We start from the raw sequence: 18,414 nt of genomic DNA on the forward strand, positions 1-18,414 counted from the left end.
GCGCACCGCGCCGGAACCAACAGCTCACCGATCGTCTGGTGACGCCTTCCCCGCAAGGGGTCAGGAAGGACGTCGTAGGCTCCGGTCGCGGCGTCCTTCGTTCGTCGGCTCAGAGCCGGTGGATGTCCACGACCAGCGCCCGGTGGTCCGAGACGCCCGTGTCCACGACGCGGCCCTCGACGTCGGGTACGGCGTCGCCGTCCCACAGGATGTGGTCGATCTGGAACCGCGGGTCGTGCCGGGGGTAGGTGTCGCCGGTCGCGAGCGAGCGCCAGCCGGTGCGCTCCGCCGGGATCGGCGCGCGCAGGTTGAAGTCGCCCAGCAGGACCAACGGCCGGGGTATCCCCTCGAGCCGACGGCGCAGGTGGTCCACCTGGCGTTCCGCGTGCCGCTCGCCCGGTGTGCCGTGGCGGTAGCCGACCGTGCGCCGTGCGAGCCCGCCCGCCCGGGTGACGGACGGGAATCGGTACACGCTGAGGTGCGTGCACACGCCGGTCACCGGCCCTGAGGGCGCTTCGATCTCGGCTGCGAGCGCCACGCGTGGCTCGTCGGTGCCGAGCTGGATCCGGCCCCAGACCCACGGCGTCGCGGGTGGCAGGAGAACGGTGTGCCAGCTCCGGACGGGGAACCGGGAGAGGAGCGCGATGCCGTAGCCGGGGGCGTCGGGGCGCTCTGTGCGGCGGGCGCGGCGTCGGACGCCGGGGTAGCGGAACGGGCCGGCGAGCGCCGGCCGGAACCGGTGATCGACCGCGCCCATCGCCTCCGCGCAGAGCCACGCCTGGTCCACTCCCCCGGACCGCGCCTGCCCCTGGTCTACTTCCTGCAGCCCGACGACGTCGGCGTCGAGCGCCGCTATCGCGTCGGCGAGCCGGCGATTGTCGACGCGGCCGTCGGGGCCGAGGCCGTGCTGGATGTTGAACGTGGCGATGCGCACGTCCCGATCTTGGGCCCTGTCGGGCCGGAGCCGCGACCCGACGTCGGAGTGGCGCGACTTTGGCGGCCGACCACCACGCCCTCGTGCAACCTTTGACCGAGACTCTCCGTAGTGGGTGGCATGGAGCACGAGAGCGGGGCGACCGTGAGCAACCTCTGGACGGGCATGCCGTCGGACGACGAGGCGCACGACGTGCGTGTCGACGTGCCCCGCAACCGCGACGCGGAGTTCACCGCGTTCGTGCGGGACTCCGGCGCCTACCTGCACCGCACCGCGTACCTGCTGTGCGGGGATCCACACCGTGCGGAGGAGCTGGTCCAGTCGACATTCGAGCGGGTCTACCGAACCTGGGCCAAAGTTCGGCCGGGCACCCAACGGGCCTATGCCCGCCGGATCCTGGTCAACCTGAAGATCGATAGCTGGCGGCACGGGCGCCGGGAGTCGTTCCCGGGGGACGACAAGATCCCCGTCACCCCGGCGTCGGACCACGCGGGGCGGATCGTCCTACGGGATGAGCTGGTCCGAGGGCTGGCGCAGCTTTCGACCACGCAGCGCCGCGTGGTGGTGCTGCGGCACCTGCTGGACCTGCCCGAGGCGGAGGTCGCACGCGAGCTCGGCCTCGCCGTCGGCACGGTCAAGGCGGCCAACTCGCGCGGGCTCGCCCGGCTCCGGGACCTGCTCCGCGCGGGCGCCGAGGCGATCGAGCCGGTGACGTTCGACGAGCGGGCCGTGCTCGACCAGAGCCGCGCCGCCCTGCGGCGGCGCCGGGCCGCACAGGCCGTCGGCGCCGCTTGTGTGGCGCTTCTGCTGACGCTCGGGGTGTTGACCCGCGGCCCGGTGCCCTTGCCGGGCGTCGGGCCGGTGGTGCTGCCGGGTGGTGAGCTCATCGCGCGCCTGTTCGACGACGGCCGCACCGACGGGTTCGGCCCAGCCCCAGCCGGCAACACCCCGGTCGACTGCCCCGAGGAAGTCCCCGCGCCGACGCCGACGCATACCGCCGGGCCGAGCGAGGACGTCGGCCCGCTGATCGACCCCGCGGTGGTCGACGCCGCCGATGCCCGCCCCTTGACGTGCTACGACGTCGACATCGAGGCGATCACCAGCGGGTCCCTGAACGATGCGGGACTGCTCGTCACCGAATACGGGGATCCGTTGCCCGAGCCCCGTGGGCTCTCCCGCACGGGCACGATCTCGTACTTCAGCAGCGCGGAGCTCTACGACGACAACGACGAGACCGCCGACGCGCGCATCTGGACGGACAACTGGGCGGGCGGGTCAGGGGCCTCGAGCCTGACGTGGTACCAGGGCAGCAGGGCGTTCCCGACCGGCCTCGCCGTCACCGGGAGCCGGGTGGTCTGGAGCGAGTACGCGGCGGCGGGCACGTCGCCCCGCAGTAGCTTCCTCCGTACGCTCAGCAGCCACTCCGACGGGGGCACCACCACCATGGTGGATCCCCTGGTTACCACCCAGGAACGCATGTGGCTGCTCGCCACCACCCGGGATCACGCCCTGTGGACGGCTGGGGTCACGTACGACGACACCCGCTTGTTCGCCACGACGCTCGACGGCGACGGCACGCCGACGGAACTCGCGCCTGGAGTCACCGCGCTCGCGGCGGACGACGACGAGGCGGTCGCCGCCGTCCTGACCCCTGGCGCCGGAGGGGTCAGCACGACAGCGATCCTGCTGTTCGACTACCTGACCGGCGCGGATCTCACCGGGACACTACTCCTTGAGTTCGACCACAACACGTCAGCCGAGGTCACCGCGATCGCCGTCTCGGACGACGTCATCGCCTGGACGGTCATGCCCGTCGGTGCCGGATCCGGCACCGCCGCCCTCTACGTCTTCGACCGCGTCGGCGACAGCGACAGCGTCGTGCAGCTCGCCGACGGCGTCGTCGAGGACCTCCGCGCGTCGGGCGGCCTGGTGTCGTGGACCAGCACCGACACCGGCGCCGAGAACCCGGCGAACTCGTCCTACCTGTACCGCGCGACGCCGTCGGCCTCCGGATTCGACGGCCCGGACCTCGCCCGCTTCCCGGGCGGCTCCGTCACCGCGAGCGTCGCCGGCGCCCGCACCGCATGGCTCGAGAACGCGGATGCGCGCCAGTGGCTCGTCAAAGGCGCGGTCATCCCCACCCTGGAACGCGATTGACGGCCCGCGCCTCTCAGTTGTGCAACCTTTGACCGGCATGCTCCGTGGTGGATGTCATGACGAGCGAGGGCGGGACGATCATGGACGGCATCGGGACGGGTGACCCGGCCACCGACGGCGACGACCACGGTGTCCAGGTCGAGGTTCTCCGGACGCACGACGAGGAGTTCACCGAGTTCGTCCGCGACGCCGCCCCGTACCTGCACCGCACGGCCTACCTGTTGTCCGGCGACGTCCTCCAGGCGGAGGAACTGGTTCAGGCCACGTTCGAGCGCGTCTATCGGGCGTGGCACAAGGCACGGGACGGCTCTCCCCGCGCCTACGCCCGCCGGATCCTGGTCAACCTGCGGATAGACGGCTGGCGTCGACGGCGCCGTGAGACATTTCCTGGCGACGACGAGCTCCAGCTCCCGCCGACGTCGGACCATGCCTCGCACATAGAGCTGCGGGACGAGCTGGTCCGCGCCCTGGCGCGGCTGTCGGCCACCCAGCGCCGCGTCGTCGTGCTGAGGCACCTGCTCGACCTGACCGAGGCGCAGGTCGCCCGCGAGCTGGGCCTGCCGTTGGGGACCGTCAAGGCCGCCAACTCGCGTGGGCTCGCCCGCTTGCGGGACCTGTTCCGCGAGGCCGCTGAAGCGATCGAGCCGGTGACACCCGACGAGGAAGGCGTGCTGGAGGCGAGCCGCCGTGCGCTGCGCCGGCGTCGGACGGCGCAGGGGGTGGGTGCCGTGGGTGCTGCCGTGCTGCTCGCGCTCGGTGTGCTGACCCGTGGCCCGGTGCCGCTGCCGATCGTGGGGGACGTCGTGCTGCCAGGCGGGCAGCTCATCCTGCCTCTGTTCGAAGCCTTCGGCTGGGCCGACTCACAGCCCACGCCGACCGCGGTCGCGTGCCCCGCCAAGCAACCGGCGCCACCCCCGGTGCGTGTCGTGATCCAGGGCGAGGAGCTTGTCCCGACACGCACACCGCTGGAGGTCGACCTGGCCGACGCGCGGGCCCTGACCTGCCACGACGTGACGGTGGAGGCGATCGTCAACGGCTCGGCCGATGACGGTTCGGCGCTGCTGGACCCGAGCGGGCTCACGGAGACCGGCGACGTCTGGGGGCCGGTTCTGGGGCCGGATGGCACCGACGGGCTGGTCACCGCGGCGTACGTCGACCCTGGTGCCTTCGGGCCCGCGGCGGCCGGACCGGCGGCCCGCACCACGACGATCCGCCAGGAGGCGGCGCTGCCGGAGCTGCTCACGGTCAGAAATGACCATGCGGCCTGGATCGAGGTGGCCCAGGACGGCGCCGAACCCGCCGTGGAGACGGACCTCAGCAGCGTCATCTACCTGCGAGCGGGGCGGGCCGGCGACGTGCCGTTCACGGTCATGATGCTCAACGGCACGACGCCCCAGAGCACACCGCAGGCGATAGCCCTCACCCGGGACACCGTCATGTGGCTGACCGGGGAACCCGGAGACCAGAACCTGTACACGGCGGTCGTGACCAGCCCGTACGATCCGGGCTACGCGGGCGGGATATCGGACAGCGAGGCGGCCGCCGATCTCCGGGACGACCTGGGCCCCGGCTGGACCGCCATCGGCGGCTCCGACGACGAGGCCGTCGCGGCACATCTGGAGCCCGGCCGGAACGGCCTCAGCACGACAACGATCCGGGGCTTCGACGGGAACGTCGAATGGGACGTGGACAACGGCGTCGCGTACGACACCACCGGCACCGACCTCGTGAGCTTCGAGCACGACGAGTCGCTGTTCGTCAGCGACGTCACGATCTCCCCGGAGCTCGTGGCCTGGGTACTCGCGCCGGCCGACGGCGCGGCCGCCGACAGCCTTCTCTATGTCCGGGACCGGCGGAACGGCTCTGACAGCCAGGTGCGCATCCCCGACGGACTCGTCTCGAGCCTGACGGCGTCGGACGGCGTCCTCACCTGGAACGTCGACCGCGGCTCCGCGCCGGGGGCCTACCTGTACCGCGCGACGCCGTCGGCCTCGGGCTATCCCGGGCCGGACCTCGCACGGATACCGGGCACGGCCATGTCGGTCGGGCTGGCGGGCAGCCGGGTCGCCTGGCGTGAGCAATCCGGCAACCACCAGTGGCTGAGCGTGGGCACGGTCGCCCCCACCCCGGACCTCGACTGAAACCCCTACTCGTTCTCGGCGATCTCCCTGGACTGCCGGTCGATGTCCACCGGGTCGAGCCCACGCTCACGGAGCAGGGCATCCACCTTGGCCTCGAGCCGCTGGTCGCCCTCGCGCGACTGCGACGACCCCCAGAAGTAGAACATCCCCAGGCCGACCGCCTGCCAGACGAGCTGCAGGAACTCGGACTGCCAGTTCTCGAACGTCGACGCCAGGAAGTCAGGCCAGTACTCGATCCAGGAGAACGACTTGCCCAGGTCGCTCGCCTCGTTGCCGAACTGAATCGCCTGGAACACGAACTGCGCGATCCAGGACAGCAGGAAGAACGCCCCGGTGACCAGCCCGAACGAGTAGGCCTTCCAGAACACCGGGCGAGACTTGATCTCGTCAGCCTTTGCGTCGCTCATCACGCCTCCTGGCAGTTGACGTTCGGTGTCCCGGACGTGGGACGTCAGTCCCATAAACCTAGGCCGGTGGGTCAGTCGGCGCCCGGCGGAACCGGGTTGTCCAGGAACTCGTCGATCGCCTCGCGCGTCGGGAAAACTGTCACGTTCGGGCCCGAGAACAGGTGCACGAGCGTGTAGGCGATATCCCGCACCGCGATGTTCGCGAGGTTGGAGGCCTGCCGCAGCTGCTCGAACGCCGACTCCTCGTCGATGCCGTGGACCACCATCAGCACGCCCTTGGCCTGCTCGATCACCGCACGCCGCTCCGCCGAGGCCTGGATCGACGCCGTCGCCTCGCGCGCCGCTGCCTCGCGCTGTGACTTGGTGACGTCGATGAAGTACCCGAAGAGCTCGGTCACCTGGCCCGTGGCGGGATCACGCCGCCCCTGGCCCGTCACGGCGAGCGTTCGCGTCTTGCCGTGCGCGTCCCGGATCCGGTGCACCGAGCTGAACGGCTGCCCTGTCTCGGCGGCACGCCGCAGCACCCCGTCGACCCGCGCGCGGTCGTCCGGGTGCTTGTGCGAGAGCATGAGCGGCGTCGTCGGGACGATCTGCCCCGGCTCGAAACCGTGCATCACGTACACCTCGTCGGACCACGCCCACCGGCCGGTCGCCAGGTCGAGCCGGTACCGACCCACTGGCGGTCGGTCACCTGCGGCAAGCACTTCCTCAGCCTTGTCCTCCAGCGGGCGCTCGGCAGGCGTTTGTGCGGAGCTCACGACGCTCCTTCCGGGGCGGGGTTCGCGGAACTTGTGCTCTGACAGTACGGGATATGCGACCTGCCAGCGCCAGGGATAACGTGAGAAAGGTCGAGGAAAGGCCACCACGTCGGTTCAAGATGCCGCACGACGATGGAGGACCAGATGAGCCAGGACCAACCCTTCCCACCACAGCAGCAGAACCCGCCCGGTATGACCGATCAGATGATCCCCACGCCGGACCACGGGGAGGCGAGCTATGTCGGCAGCGAGAAACTCGTCGGCTACAAGGCTTTGGTGACCGGCGGTGACTCCGGCATCGGGCGGGCGATCGCCATCGCGTTCGCCCGCGAGGGGGCCGACGTCGCCGTCTCCTACCTTCCCGAGGAGGAGAAGGACGCGCGGGTGACCGCGGAGTGGGTCCACAAGGCGGGCCGCCAGTGCGCGCTCCTCCCCGGCGACCTCCGGGACGAGGCGACCGCCCGCGGCGTCGCCCACCGGGCGGCCGGCGAGCTGGGTGGCCTGGACGTACTGGTGAACAACGCGGGCTACCAGATGGCTCGGCGCGAGGCGATCGAGGACGTGACGACCGACGAGCTGGACCGGGTGCTCAAGACCAATCTGTACGCGCTGTTCTGGGTGACGCAGTCGGCGCTCGGGCACCTCGGCGAGGGCAGTGCGATCATCAACAACTCGTCGATTCAGGCGTACCAGCCGTCGAGCTCGCTGCTCGACTACGCCGCAACGAAAGCCGCCATCAACAACATCACGGTGAACCTCGCCGCCGAGCTGGGCCCCCGGGGCATACGGGTGAACGCCGTGGCGCCGGGGCCGATCTGGACGCCCCTGCAGCCGGCCACCCAGCCGGAGCAGAAGGTCGCATCCTTCGGCTCGGACACTCCCCTGGGCCGCGCCGGCCAGCCCGCCGAGGTCGCACCGGCCTTCGTGTTCCTGGCGTCGCTCGTGACGGCGTCGTACATCTCCGGGACGGTCCTCGGAGTGACCGGCGGGCGGCCGGTGTTCTGACGCCCGAGTGGGCGTCCGGTGTTCTGAGCTCAGCCGTTCCCACCGTTCGCCGGCTCCAGGACCTCCACGGTCCCGTGCTCGCCGTCCACCCGGACCCGGTCACCCGTGCGCAGCCGCATCGTCGCGTTGCCGCAGCCCACGACCGCCGGGATCCCGAGCTCGCGGGCGACGATGGCGGCGTGCGAGAGCGGCGCCCCGACGTCGGTCACGACGGCGGCGGCACGCGGGAAGAGCGGCGTCCAGCCCACGTTGGTGACCGCGGTGACCAGGACCTCGCCGGGCAGCAGCGCCTCGGCGTCGTCCACCGAGAGCACCACTCGGGCGACGCCGTCGACCACGCCGGTCGCGCCCGGAAAGCCCCGGACCTGATCACTGGCCGCGGCCTCCTGGCCGTGCTCGTCGAAGACGTCGGTGCGCCGGTTCGGATCGGCCGCCCACCGCACCGGGTCGAACCGGCCCCGGATCACGGCGGGGTAGGCGGGCAGGCTCCGGTACTGCTCATACGTGGCCCGGCGGATCCGGATGACGTCGTGCGGCGCCGCGCCGCCCTCGAGAACCGCGAGGAGCTCGTCGACGTCCAGGTAGAAGACGTCGTCGCCGAGTCGCGTGAGCTCGCCAACCCGGACCGCGAAGGTACGCAGTGCCCAAAAGGTCCGGATCACCTCGGAGCGCGTACTCTCCCGGTCCCGCGCGGTCTTGGACCAGCGATCCAGCCGACGGTGGGAAACATGACGAGGGAGAGCGCACGACGATGTCTGCCTACGTGAGCGACGACGCGTTGGTCACGATCGACATCGCGCGGACCAAGGACCAGGAGTTCACGGCGTTCGTGCAGGACGCCGGGCCGTACCTTTACAAGCGGGTCGCGTTCCAGTGCGGTGCCCGCGACTCTGACGGTGACCGTCCCGGAGGATGCCATCTTCCGTAGTTACGACTGACTTCCGTTGGCGTCGCTCAACGGACCAGTTGCGGACGCTGACGGTGAGGGCAGCAAGAAGGTCCGCCTCCACCACACGGTTCGGCATGCTTTCTCGCAGGAATGCATGCGTGATCGTGTGGTGGAGGCGGACCTTTCTGAGTGGAACCAGTCGAGCTAGCCGACCGTCACAGTCACCGTCGCCCGCGACGGCGCCTGCAGGCTCGTGCCCGGGTACTTCGCGATCCACTTGCCGGAGGTGCTGGTCGAGACCTGAGTCGAGTAGGTCCCGTTGGAGCCGGTCCTCACCGTCTTCTTGTAGACCGGGGCCGACGCACCGGCCGGGTCGAAGTACAGCTGCACGGGGGTGTTCGGCGCCGGCTTGTCCTGCGCCCCGCCGCCGCTGACCAGCACGACCTTACGCACCCCACCGGACAGGGTGATGGTCCCCGGAGCAGGGAGCGACGTCGAGGACGCCGTGACGGTGGTGGTGCTGGCGCGCTTCACCACGATGGTCGTGACCGTCGAGTCCTGGACCAGCACATCGTGCGTACAGTTGCTCGCGCCGCTGGCGGCGTCGTTCGCATCCCAATCCGGTGCCGAACAGGCCTTCATGGCGTCCCGGAGGCCGATGTCGTAGATGCCGGCCGGGTGGGTCGGGTTGAAGGTGAACGTCACGGTGCTCGTGCCGACGCCCGCGTGCGTCATCTCGCGCTGCACCCGGTACCCGTCAGGGAAGCTGCCCTCGCCGCGCTGGCTCTCGGCGCTGACCCAGCCGGACTTCCCGCCGATGGTGAAGCCCAGGCTGCCGATGTCGACCCGTCGCTGCGCCGGCGCCAGGCCGACCACGACGTCGTGCGTCATCAGGTGATCGCCTGCGGTGTGGCCGTTCTGGGTCGCGCTGACCGAACCTTGCCGCAGTGTGGTGGTGCGCTCCCGTTCCGCGGAGGTGATGGTCCAGATCGCACGGGCGCCCGAGTCCGTCTGCGACATCTCGGCGCGCCACTTCCCGGACGCACCGGGCTTCTGCCGGCTCGTGAAGTAACCACGGGAGTCGGTTGTGAGAGTCGCCTTGAGGGCCTCGGGCGCGTCGCCCGTCGGGTCGAAGTAGAGCTTCACCTCCTGCCCGGTGGCCGGCGCGTAGTCGCCCGTACCCAGGCTCCTGATGTTCGCGGCGCCCGAGACCGAGATCGTCGAGCCCGCGGGCGCGCTCGTCGGGGACGTCCAGATCATCGGGATGTTGCGCTGCGCCCGGAACGGCACCAGCACTGGGTTCGTGGTGCGGATCGGCACGTTGACGACACCGTCGTCGGTGGTCACCGCGACCTCCGCGTTCACGCTGACCTCGTAGACGCCCGACTTCGCGTCCGCCGACAGCGGGACCGTCGAGGTCCATGCGTTGGTCGCGCCCGAGGGGACGAACTGCGCGCCCTGGAGGAAGCGATCGTCCGGGTCGACCATCGTCATGCTCCCGGACCGCATGGACGCTGAATTCCCGTTGTGCGTGATGCTGAGCGTCCCGACGATGGACCCCTGCACGTCCGAACCGGGCGGCAACGAGATCTTCGCGGTGACGGTAACGTCCTCCACCTGCCTCGTCATGGTCTGCGACTGCCCCGCAGAGGGTCCGGGCGACGCCGGCCCCTCAGGTGTCACGGCCATGCTCGACGTCGCAAGGCCGGTCGTCATCAGTGTCGCGCCGAGCGCCATGCTCAGCGGCACACGCATCTTTGATCTCATCACTGCACGCCCCCTCTTCCTCGGGACACGGACGCGTCCCGCCCAGCCGCATGTTCTCCCGGGTGACCGGGGCGGGCCACGGGGGGCGGTGATGCGACCGGGTGAATTTCTCTCGATCTGCCAGACGTACGCGACAGTTGCGACAATGGGACTGTGCAGAGTGACGGACGCAGCGAATCCCCCGCCGAACGCGCCGATCGGAACTGGAACGAGCTCCTCCAGGAGCTACGGGTCATGCAGACCGGCGTGCAGATCCTCACGGGGTTTCTGCTCACGCTGCCTTTTCAGGCCCGGTTCGCCCAGCTGGACGACTACCAGCGCACCGTCTACCTGGTCCTGGTCGTGACGTCTGTGGCAGCGACCGCCCTCATCGTGGCGCCGGTCAGCGTGCACCGGGCGCTGTTCCGCAAGCAGATGAAGCGCCACATCGTCACCCTGGGCGACGCGCTCACACGCATAGCGCTCGGCGTGCTGGCCCTGGTGATGACGGGCGCCGCCCTGCTCGTGTTCGACGTCGTGGTCGGGCGGACCGCGGGGATCGTCGCCGGCGCCTGTGTGCTCGTGGTGCTGGCGATCGTGTGGGTGGTCCTGCCGGAGGTGCTGCGGCGCCGGGGGTGATCAGAGCGTCTTGTGCCACGCGACGATCCGGTCCACCGCACGCGTCACCGTGTCCAGCGACGACGCGAACGACAGCCGCACCCACTCGTGCCCCTGGGCCCCGTCGAAGTCGGTCCCGGGGGTGATGGCGACGTCGGCCTCGGCGAGGAGCCGCGCGCAGTACGTGACGGAGTCCAGCCCGAACGACGCGATGTTGCCGTACAGGTAGAACGCGCCATCGGCGGGGGCGACGGGCCGCCAGCCGAGCTCACCGAGCCGCTCCAGGAGCAGGGTGCGCGACGACGCGTACCGGGCCACGTTCTCCGCCGCGGCCGCATATCCCTCGGGTGTGAACGCGGCGATGCCCGCCTGCTGTGCCAGCGCCGGCGGCGAGAGCGCCACGTTGCCGGCGAGTGCGTCGACCGGCGCGACCAGCTCGTCGGGCAGCACGAGCCAGCCGAGGCGCCAGCCGGTCATCGCCCAGTACTTCGAGAACGAGTTCACGACGACAGCGCCCTGGCCGACGAACGTCGCCGCCGTCGCCTGCGCGACCTCGTCCGAGTACGCGATGCCGTGGTAGATCTCGTCGCTGATCAGGCGCACGTCGTGGTCAGCGCACCACTCGGCGATCGCGGCCAGCTCGGCCGGCGTGATCATCGTGCCCGTCGGGTTCGCGGGTGAGGCGACCATGACGCCGTCGAGCCCGCCGCCGTAGTACGCCTCGTTGAGCTGCGACACCGTGGGCTGGTAGCGGGTCTCCGGGCCGCAGTCGAGCTCGACGACCTCGCAGCCCAGCGCGGAGAGGATGTTCTTGTACGCGGGGTAGCCGGGCCGGGCGAGGGCCACCCGGTCGCCGACGTCGAACGAGGCGAGGAACGCGAGCACGAACCCGCCGCTCGAGCCCGTGGTGACGGCGATGCGCGCGGGGTCGACGTCGACGTCGTACCAGCGCTTGTAGTGTCCGGCGATCTCGGCGCGCAGCGCGGGGACACCCATCGCCTCGGTGTAGCCGAGGGTGCCGTCACGGAGCAGCTCGATCGCCCGCTCCCGCACGACGTCGGACGCGCCGGTGGACGGCTCCCCCGCGCAGAGATTGAGCACGTCCGCCCCGGTGGCGCGGCGCGCGTTCGCGGCAGCGAGCACCTCCATGACGGCGAACGGGGGCACGTGAGACCGACGAGAGACCTTCATGCGGCCCATCATGACCCACTGCGCTGCCGGACGGCTGAGTCTGACGTTGACGGAAGGAAGTGGTCCTCCCCAGCCCCACTTCGGTCCACAATCCTGGATGTCTCTCCACAATTATGTATCTGGCGTTAGAATTGTGGACCAACCTATGGCGCCATGTGAAGGGGAGAGCCGTGGACTGGAACCACCCAGAGCATGTCTTCGGATCGGGTCTCGAGCCCGTCGTACTGCGCGTTCTCTGGCGAGCCGGTACGCCCATGACCGGCACGGAAGTGCACCGGGTCGCCAGCAAGGGCTCTGACAGCGGAATCCGGTTGGCCCTCTCCCGACTCGCACTCCAGGGAATCGTCGTGTCGTCCCGTGTCGGTATGGCGCTGACCCACACCTTGAACCGGAGGCATTTCGGCTTCGCCGCCATCGATGCGGCCTTCAGCGCACTCGACCCGTGGACCCAGTTCCGGTCGCGCGTCAGCGAGGTTGTAGCGGAACATTGTCCCGACGATCCTCTATCCGTGACGGTGGCCGTCTTTGGCTCCGTCGCGCGTGGCGAGGCCAGGCTGGACTCGGACATCGACCTTGCGGTCGTCGTCAACGAGTTGGACGACGTCGCGGAGAACCTCGCCGACGAACTCCGTAGCGAGCTCAGCGCGGCCACCGGACAAGCTGTCCAGGTCTACCTCACCACGCCCGCACGCCTGCATGACGCCGTACGTCTCGCGGACCCGATCGTCGACTCCTTCCGCTCGGATGCTCGTGCTGTGTCCGGTCCGGACATCCGCACGCACCTCCAGGAGCATCGATGACACCTCGCCAGCAGCCCCGAACACGACCAATGACCAGCGGCGACGTCCGTGTACGAGCCGCCACGGCGCGCAAGTATCAGGAGGTGGGCGAGATGGTCCTCGGCGAGGCACCCGACGAAAGACAGGTGGCCGGCGGGCTGGCCGCACTGGCTGCGATTGCCGCGTCGGATGCGATCTGCGGTGCCCGGCTCGGGCGCTGCGCCATCGGACAGGACCACGCACAGGCAGAGACTCTCATCGCCACGGTCCACCCCGACGGCCGAGAACTCGCCAAGAGGCTCGCGCGCGTCCTCGCCGAGAAATCCAACGCTCACTACGGGACGACCTACCTGAGCGGGGTGGAAACTCTGAGCATGATTAGGAACTCGCGCGCGCTCGTCGACGCGTTGGACACCCATCTCTCCTGAGCGTCGACGAGACGAGCACCGAACGAGCGCCCGCGCTCACCACCGGACGCGGCCGAACGTCAGGGACGCTCCGTCGTCGTCGAGCTGCGTCCACACGATGCGGTCGCCATGAACCCCTACCGAAGCCTGAGCTCGCGAGAGCTCGAGCACGCTCGGCAGGCCGCCGCGGCTGACCAGCGCGTACGCGCCGCCGTCCTCGGTGGACCACGCGGTGACCTCGTCCGAGACGTCGACGGCGACGGCAGGCGACCCGCCGCGCAGCCGAATGCCGGTGAGCGTGCGGGTGTCCACCACGTAGAGCAGGTTGCCGACGGCGAACGCCAGCCGCCCCTCGTCGTACCCGACCGCGGACACCGGATCGAACTCGAGCTCCCCGTTCCTGACCGACAGCAGGGTCGTCGTCGCCGTCTCGTCCGGGGCCGAGATCAGCTCGATCACGGTCGAGCCGCCGTCCCCTGCCCCGATTCCCGGCCCGCCGGACCCTTCCTGGTAGGCGACCACCAGGCCGTCCGGGGACGAGGCCACCGCACAGACCCGTTCGCGGACGGCCGCGGTGGTCGACGCCTCGGCTCCCAGGGTCGACGTGTGCAGGGTCTTGTCGCATCCCGTCGACGAAGGGCTCGACGCGGTGGTCCACCCGACCATCTCGTCCGAGAGTGCGACCGCTCGAGCCTCGGCCACCTGGAGCACCGTGGAGTCACTCACCGTCACCACGCTTCCGTCCCGGTCCAGCAGGCGCAGCGTCCAGGGCAACGTGCCGGCGATCTGCGTGTTCGGCGTCTCGAACCAGGCCGCGCGGTCACCCTGGCGCGCCAGCTCGATCCCGTACGGCCAGCGGCCGTCCACCCGCTCGTTCCGTGCGACGGTCATGGAGGCCAGGCGGTCGCCGTCCGGGACCAGCGCGTGCAGCGTGGACGGCCTGGTGAACTGGTCCCCGTCGAGCGCGGAGCCCGTGTCGGACCAGCCGAGCACGCTCTCGCCCGCCCCAATTGTGCCGGCCTCGACCGGGATGCGGACCCCGGTGGAGATCTCGTGGTCCACGGCCAGGTCGACGCAGGGCTGGACAGCGTGTGCGTCCGCTACGTCGATCACCCCGGTGACGGTGAACCCACCCAGCGCCGCAGCGGTCGAGTCGACCGGAATCGTGGGCGCGTCGTCGTCGGAACCGGTGCACGTGGTGGTGTCCGCGTGGTCCGACGACAGGTCGGCCAGCCCGCGCCCGTCCAGCCCGAGCACCGTGCGCAGCCAGTCGCTGCCCGGCAGCACCACCGGCCCGAACCCAGGCACCCGGACCGGCCCGGCGAGCATCAGTCCGAGCACAACAGCGACCACACCCGTCACCACGACGGCGCGCCGGACCACGCTCCGGCGTCGGGCGGCCACCTGGGCCTGTCGCAGCACCTGCTGACCGTCGAGGCGGAACTCGGGGACGGCCTCGATCACGGACTCGCTCAGCAAGGTGCGCAGGCGGACCAGACCGCGCGCGTTGGTGGACTTCACGGTTCCCACCGAGATCCCGAGCTCATCGGCGACCTGCCCCTCCGACAGGTCGAGCAGATGCCGCAGCACGACGACGCGCCGCTGGCGGGCCGGGAGCGTGCGCAGCGCCCGGCCCAGCTCGTCCCGCACCGCGACGGAGTGCGCATGGTCCGGCGCGGGTGAGAGCGGGACGATCCCGTCGTCGGTCACCGCGGTTCGTCGTTCCTTGCGCCAGCCGTCGATCCGCAGATTCATCAGGATGCGGCGCGCGTAGGCGCGGGGCTCCCCCGCGCGGGCCTTGGACCAGGCGCGGTATGTCCGTTCGAACGTGGCCTGGACCAGCTCTTCCGCCTGGTGTGCGTCGCCGCTGAGAAGGTGGGCCGTCCGGAACAGGTACGGGCCGGCGGACACCACGAACGCCACGAACTCCGCGTCCTTGTCCTGAGCGACTTCAACCCTGGCACGCGCCGGGTCGACGACCGGCTGCTCGGCAGTTTCCGCGTTCATGCCACCCACCACGGGCGAACCGGCGCGAAGGTTGCTCGGCTCGGACTCGTGGCTCACGTGGCTGATCCTCCCTCAGCCAACCCGCCGGACCCCTGTCTGGCCGCTTGTGAAAGTTGTAACATGACGTCATGGCGCCGGGACCGCGCAACGAAGCAGACAACGACCCCCTCCGCCGGGCCGCGCAGTACCGCGTGGACCGGGAGATCGCGAGCGACGAGGAGGCGGCCGGCTCCCCCGCGTCCGGCGAGACGAACGAGGGCGACGAGGGCAAGAAGCCGCTCGGCAGCATGAGCGCCGAGGAGCGCACCCGCTATGTCGACGTGGTCGTCGACCAGGCGATGCGCCGCGGCGAGTTCGACAATCTCCCCCTCCACGGCAAGCCGATCCCCGGGCTGACCGGCACCCACGATCCCGACTGGTGGGTCAAGGGCCTGATCGAGCGCGAGAACATCTCCGGCCTCCTGCCCTCGGCGCAGCTCCGCAAGGACGACGCCGAGCTGGACGGCACGCTCGACCTCGAGGCGATGGAGGAGCGCGTCCGGGAGATCGTCACGGACTTCAACGCCCGGGTCGTCGACGCCCGGCGCCAGCTCCAGGGCGGTCCGCCGGTCGTCACGCCCACCCGGGACGTCGACGAGGAGGTCCGGCGGTGGACGGCGCGGCGCGCGGCCCGTCGCGCGAGCACCAACGAGGCGTCGCCCGCGCGAGACGAGCAGGCGACGTCGGAGAACCGGCCGTGGTGGCGGTTCTGGTGACGAACCCTCGGGTTCAGAAGCCGTACGCGGTCACGATGACCACGACGGTGGTAAGCCAGTAGGGCACCGAGCCGAGCGCGAACCCCAGCCCAGCTGCCACGGCCATGCGGCCCCAGGTCGCGCCGAACTTGCCGAACAGCGCTCCGGCAGCCATGGCCAGACAGCCCGCGATCGTCACCCCCTCGGCTGCTCCCTGCGAGATCAGCATCCCGAGAATGAGCGCGACGATCCCGACTGTGGCCTCGCCGCGAGCGAGAAACGGCCCGCCCCGGCGAGCCCGGGGATGGGTCTCCTGGTGCGTTGTCATGGCGCATCGCCCCTCGTGCCTGACGTCGGTGTAGGCACCTCCATTCCAGGATCCCACCATGACTCCCGCATCGCCAGAGCGTGCGGAGACGAGCGAGCGGGCCGCTCGCCTCACGCGTCGGCGAGCACGTAACCGTGGAACCAGCGCCGCATCTGACGCCACGCCTGCTCGCGCGCGGGCTTCGCCGAGAGGGTCACGTCGTGCAGGCCGCCGTCGATGCGCGCGAGCGTGACGAGCGAGCCGACGTCGGGCACCCGGCGGGCGATGCCGACCACGTCCAGCACGGAGTCAGTGCTCTTCATCTCCTCGCTCCACCGCGTCGGGAGGGTGCTGCGTGTGCTGAGCAGGACCAGCACCGGCAGGTCGATATGCAGCCCGCGCGCCACCTCGTCCTGTCCCCGGAAGATCGCGGCGAGCCAGGCGGGCGTCGGCCGCCATCCGGCGTCGGGCCGCCAGGTGGCGTCGTAGTCCCACTCGCCGTCGAACCGCGACGAGATGGAGCGCGCGTACAGGCCACGGTCCAGGTTGACGAGCTGGCTGCGCGGCACGAGCACGGACTGCACGCGGATGCCGGGCTCCATCAGCTTGCGCACCGTCTCGCGGGGCTGGAACTCCAGCCATGGCGAGTTCAGCACCAGCCCGGCGATCCGCTCCTGGTTGCGCGCCGCCCACAGGCTGACGGTCAGGCCGCCCGTGGAGTGGCCCATGAGCACGAGCCTGCGTTCGGGCTGGTCGGCGCGCCCGTGCCCGATCGCGTCGAGCGCCGCCTCGATGTCCTCGTCGTAGATGGTGAGGCTGCGCACGTACCCAGGAGTCTGGCCCTCGCGCAGGCTGCGACCGTAACGCCGCAGGTCAAGGGCATGGAACCGCACCCCGAGGGACTCCCAGAAGTCAGCCAGGTGGGTCTGGAAGAAGTAGTCGAGCCACCCATGGACGTACAGCACGTCGACGCCGGTGTCAGGCGCGTCGGCCCGCGGCTCGCCGTCCTCTGCGTCCACGGGGATGGCGTCCGGCACGACGTCGGGATGCGGGCGCGTGGCGCCCCGCAGGTGCAGCCGCCGGCCCAGCTCCGACAGCTCGTCCCACAGCCGCGCCACCTGCGGGTTCTCCGCACCGACCCGGCGCAGACCGCGACGCGGCTCGGCGTCGTCAGACCGGTCCGGTGCGGGCCGGGCGCGGCGCACCAGGGTCGCCACGACCTCGGCTTCCTCCTCGTCAGGCTGCAGCGGCAGGGTCAGGTGCTCGAAGCCCGGCAGCACGTCGGGCTCCCACATCGGTTCCGGCGTCGTTCCGTCTTCCAGACCCGGGGAGAGGCTCGTCATCTGACTGACGGTAACCGCAGGTGCGCCCACTCCGTCGGATAGTCGTCGAGCCAGGCCTCCAGCGACCGCGCCGCACGCCCCGCCAGGTGCCCGACGTCGGGGCTCACCTCCGCGAGCACGCCCGCCTCGATCGCCTGGCACTGCGTGATCCAGTCCTCGACCTCACTGGCCGTCGACCGGTAGAAGAGTGCGCGCGCCTGCTCCACGGTCTGCGGCACGTAGCGGACGGTCCGCCCCACGACCCTGGTCAGCGCCGCGGCCACCTCGTCCAGGCTCAGCGCTTCGGGCCCGGTCAGGAGGTAGGTCCGGCCCGCGTGACGCTTCCGGTCCTCGTCGAGCAGGACGGCCGTGGCGGCGTCGGCTACGTCGTCGTGGGACACGGAGGCGACCCGGCCGTTCCCGGCGGGCGCGCGGAGCACCGTGCTCAGGCCGGAGTCGTCCGACTCGTCGTAGACCGCGAACGTCAGGGTGCGGTGGAACATCGCCGTCCGCAGCATCGTCCAGCGCAGGTCGGTGCCGCGCAGGTACTCCTCGGTGAGCCAGTCGTCGCGGGCGGCGGACGCTATGGCATTCGGCCCCGCCCCGATCGACGACACGTAGACCACGTGACGCACACCGGCGAGCACCGCCGCATCGATGGCCGCGCGATGCCGGCCGAGCCGCCCGGGGCGCGCCTGGCTCGGCACCAGGAACAGCGCATGAGCATCCGCGAACGCGCTGGTCAGGGTCCTGGGGTCGGCGTCGGACGGGACGGCGACGACCTCCGCCTCCGGCAGCGGTGCGCCGTCGGGGAGCCGAGGCGTGGTGCCCTTGCCGGCGACCAGGAGGCGCTGCTGACCACCCGCCGCGGCGATGCGGAAGGCAAGCCTGGAACCGAGACGGCCGTCGGCCCCTGTGAGAGCGACGAGCCGGTCAGGCGACGCGGGCGTCATTACCTCACGGTAGTCGGCTGATGATCAGCGAGCCGGGCGGAGGGGGGTGAATCGTCTGC

At 70.7% G+C, this 18,414-nt stretch carries 18 protein-coding genes; 8 read left to right on the forward strand and 10 right to left on the reverse strand.

Annotation, left to right across the window (positions count from 1 at the left end; genetic code table 11):
- Positions 1 to 109: 109 nt before the first annotated feature.
- Positions 110 to 934: an endonuclease/exonuclease/phosphatase family protein gene (locus EW117_RS25160; RefSeq protein ID WP_129789481.1), complete on the reverse strand. Its 825-nt coding sequence runs from the start codon at positions 932 to 934 to the stop codon at positions 110 to 112.
- A gap of 120 nt (positions 935 to 1,054) precedes the next feature.
- Here EW117_RS25160 and EW117_RS29855 point away from each other — a divergent pair, with 120 nt between their 5' ends.
- Together EW117_RS29855 and EW117_RS25170 are read left to right on the forward strand one after the other, a co-directional pair.
- The gene (locus tag EW117_RS29855; RefSeq protein ID WP_242504551.1) at positions 1,055 to 3,091 is read left to right on the forward strand and encodes a SigE family RNA polymerase sigma factor; all 2,037 of its coding nucleotides are present in this window, start codon (positions 1,055 to 1,057) and stop codon (positions 3,089 to 3,091) included.
- Between the two features lie 56 nt (positions 3,092 to 3,147).
- Positions 3,148 to 5,232, forward strand: coding sequence for a SigE family RNA polymerase sigma factor (locus EW117_RS25170; protein WP_242504552.1), 2,085 nt, complete (start codon positions 3,148 to 3,150; stop codon positions 5,230 to 5,232).
- A gap of 5 nt (positions 5,233 to 5,237) precedes the next feature.
- On the opposite strand, the gene EW117_RS25175 is transcribed toward EW117_RS25170, so the two are convergent.
- Positions 5,238 to 5,639 (reverse strand): DUF6766 family protein, encoded by a 402-nt coding sequence (locus EW117_RS25175; protein ID WP_129789482.1) that lies wholly within the window; start codon positions 5,637 to 5,639, stop codon positions 5,238 to 5,240.
- Between the two features lie 71 nt (positions 5,640 to 5,710).
- Entirely contained in the window at positions 5,711 to 6,397 is a 687-nt protein-coding gene (locus tag EW117_RS25180) for a PAS and ANTAR domain-containing protein (protein WP_242504553.1), read from the reverse strand.
- Between the two features lie 144 nt (positions 6,398 to 6,541).
- Here EW117_RS25180 and EW117_RS25185 point away from each other — a divergent pair, with 144 nt between their 5' ends.
- Entirely contained in the window at positions 6,542 to 7,402 is an 861-nt protein-coding gene (locus EW117_RS25185; protein ID WP_129789483.1) for an SDR family oxidoreductase, read from the forward strand.
- A 29-nt stretch (positions 7,403 to 7,431) separates the two neighbouring features.
- Here the strand turns inward: EW117_RS25185 and EW117_RS25190 are convergent, their stop codons facing one another.
- Positions 7,432 to 8,064 (reverse strand): PEP-utilizing enzyme, encoded by a 633-nt coding sequence (locus EW117_RS25190; protein ID WP_242504554.1) that lies wholly within the window; start codon positions 8,062 to 8,064, stop codon positions 7,432 to 7,434.
- 89 nt (positions 8,065 to 8,153) lie between these two features.
- On the opposite strand from EW117_RS25190, the gene EW117_RS29860 reads away from it, so the two are divergent.
- A complete protein-coding gene (locus EW117_RS29860) occupies positions 8,154 to 8,330 on the forward strand; it encodes a hypothetical protein (protein ID WP_207212038.1) in 177 nt (58 codons plus the stop codon).
- A 165-nt stretch (positions 8,331 to 8,495) separates the two neighbouring features.
- Here the strand turns inward: EW117_RS29860 and EW117_RS25200 are convergent, their stop codons facing one another.
- Positions 8,496 to 10,046 (reverse strand): hypothetical protein, encoded by a 1,551-nt coding sequence (locus EW117_RS25200; RefSeq protein ID WP_129789484.1) that lies wholly within the window; start codon positions 10,044 to 10,046, stop codon positions 8,496 to 8,498.
- Between the two features lie 165 nt (positions 10,047 to 10,211).
- Between EW117_RS25200 and EW117_RS25205 the strand changes: the two genes are divergently transcribed.
- Positions 10,212 to 10,676, forward strand: a complete 465-nt coding sequence (locus tag EW117_RS25205; RefSeq protein WP_129789485.1) for a DUF6328 family protein — start codon at positions 10,212 to 10,214, stop codon at positions 10,674 to 10,676.
- Here the strand turns inward: EW117_RS25205 and EW117_RS25210 are convergent, their stop codons facing one another.
- Positions 10,677 to 11,846 (reverse strand): pyridoxal phosphate-dependent aminotransferase, encoded by a 1,170-nt coding sequence (locus EW117_RS25210; RefSeq protein ID WP_129789486.1) that lies wholly within the window; start codon positions 11,844 to 11,846, stop codon positions 10,677 to 10,679. It lies immediately after the preceding gene.
- A gap of 170 nt (positions 11,847 to 12,016) precedes the next feature.
- Between EW117_RS25210 and EW117_RS25215 the strand changes: the two genes are divergently transcribed.
- Together EW117_RS25215 and EW117_RS25220 are read left to right on the forward strand one after the other, a co-directional pair.
- On the forward strand, positions 12,017 to 12,646 hold the full coding sequence (locus tag EW117_RS25215) for a nucleotidyltransferase domain-containing protein (RefSeq protein WP_165362861.1): 630 nt from the start codon (positions 12,017 to 12,019) through the stop codon (positions 12,644 to 12,646).
- Positions 12,647 to 12,675: 29 nt separating this feature from the next.
- The gene (locus EW117_RS25220; RefSeq protein ID WP_129789488.1) at positions 12,676 to 13,053 is read left to right on the forward strand and encodes a hypothetical protein; all 378 of its coding nucleotides are present in this window, start codon (positions 12,676 to 12,678) and stop codon (positions 13,051 to 13,053) included.
- A 36-nt stretch (positions 13,054 to 13,089) separates the two neighbouring features.
- Here the strand turns inward: EW117_RS25220 and EW117_RS29865 are convergent, their stop codons facing one another.
- Positions 13,090 to 15,096, reverse strand: coding sequence for a SigE family RNA polymerase sigma factor (locus tag EW117_RS29865; protein WP_242504555.1), 2,007 nt, complete (start codon positions 15,094 to 15,096; stop codon positions 13,090 to 13,092).
- A gap of 71 nt (positions 15,097 to 15,167) precedes the next feature.
- On the opposite strand from EW117_RS29865, the gene EW117_RS25230 reads away from it, so the two are divergent.
- Positions 15,168 to 15,794, forward strand: coding sequence for a DnaJ family domain-containing protein (locus EW117_RS25230; RefSeq protein WP_129789489.1), 627 nt, complete (start codon positions 15,168 to 15,170; stop codon positions 15,792 to 15,794).
- A gap of 13 nt (positions 15,795 to 15,807) precedes the next feature.
- Here EW117_RS25230 and EW117_RS25235 read toward each other — a convergent pair whose 3' ends face one another.
- The 3 genes from EW117_RS25235 to EW117_RS25245 form a co-directional block, all read right to left on the reverse strand.
- Positions 15,808 to 16,101 (reverse strand): hypothetical protein, encoded by a 294-nt coding sequence (locus tag EW117_RS25235; protein WP_129789490.1) that lies wholly within the window; start codon positions 16,099 to 16,101, stop codon positions 15,808 to 15,810.
- 110 nt (positions 16,102 to 16,211) lie between these two features.
- A complete protein-coding gene (locus EW117_RS25240; protein WP_129789491.1) occupies positions 16,212 to 17,423 on the reverse strand; it encodes an alpha/beta hydrolase in 1,212 nt (403 codons plus the stop codon).
- Positions 17,420 to 18,355, reverse strand: coding sequence for an NAD(P)H-binding protein (locus EW117_RS25245; RefSeq protein WP_129789492.1), 936 nt, complete (start codon positions 18,353 to 18,355; stop codon positions 17,420 to 17,422). The genes EW117_RS25240 and EW117_RS25245 overlap by 4 nt, the downstream gene beginning before the upstream one ends.
- Positions 18,356 to 18,414 lie beyond the last annotated feature (59 nt).

The sequence above is a fragment of the Promicromonospora panici genome (assembly GCF_900608595.1).
Classification (GTDB): domain Bacteria; phylum Actinomycetota; class Actinomycetes; order Actinomycetales; family Cellulomonadaceae; genus Promicromonospora; species Promicromonospora panici.

What these genes read in the sequence shown, in the direction of transcription:
- EW117_RS25200 (WP_129789484.1), bottom strand. Translation starts at nt 10,046, where the DNA reads ATGCGTGTGCCGCTGAGCATGGCGCTCGGCGCGACACTGATGACGACC.
- EW117_RS25230 (WP_129789489.1), top strand. Translation starts at nt 15,168, where the DNA reads ATGGCGCCGGGACCGCGCAACGAAGCAGACAACGACCCCCTCCGCCGG.
- EW117_RS25175 (WP_129789482.1), bottom strand. Translation starts at nt 5,639, where the DNA reads ATGAGCGACGCAAAGGCTGACGAGATCAAGTCTCGCCCGGTGTTCTGG.
- EW117_RS25220 (WP_129789488.1), top strand. Translation starts at nt 12,676, where the DNA reads ATGACCAGCGGCGACGTCCGTGTACGAGCCGCCACGGCGCGCAAGTAT.
- EW117_RS25235 (WP_129789490.1), bottom strand. Translation starts at nt 16,101, where the DNA reads ATGACAACGCACCAGGAGACCCATCCCCGGGCTCGCCGGGGCGGGCCG.
- EW117_RS29860 (WP_207212038.1), top strand. Translation starts at nt 8,154, where the DNA reads ATGTCTGCCTACGTGAGCGACGACGCGTTGGTCACGATCGACATCGCG.
- EW117_RS25185 (WP_129789483.1), top strand. Translation starts at nt 6,542, where the DNA reads ATGAGCCAGGACCAACCCTTCCCACCACAGCAGCAGAACCCGCCCGGT.
- EW117_RS29855 (WP_242504551.1), top strand. Translation starts at nt 1,055, where the DNA reads ATGGAGCACGAGAGCGGGGCGACCGTGAGCAACCTCTGGACGGGCATG.
- EW117_RS25240 (WP_129789491.1), bottom strand. Translation starts at nt 17,423, where the DNA reads ATGACGAGCCTCTCCCCGGGTCTGGAAGACGGAACGACGCCGGAACCG.
- EW117_RS25210 (WP_129789486.1), bottom strand. Translation starts at nt 11,846, where the DNA reads ATGAAGGTCTCTCGTCGGTCTCACGTGCCCCCGTTCGCCGTCATGGAG.
- EW117_RS25245 (WP_129789492.1), bottom strand. Translation starts at nt 18,355, where the DNA reads ATGACGCCCGCGTCGCCTGACCGGCTCGTCGCTCTCACAGGGGCCGAC.
- EW117_RS25170 (WP_242504552.1), top strand. Translation starts at nt 3,148, where the DNA reads ATGACGAGCGAGGGCGGGACGATCATGGACGGCATCGGGACGGGTGAC.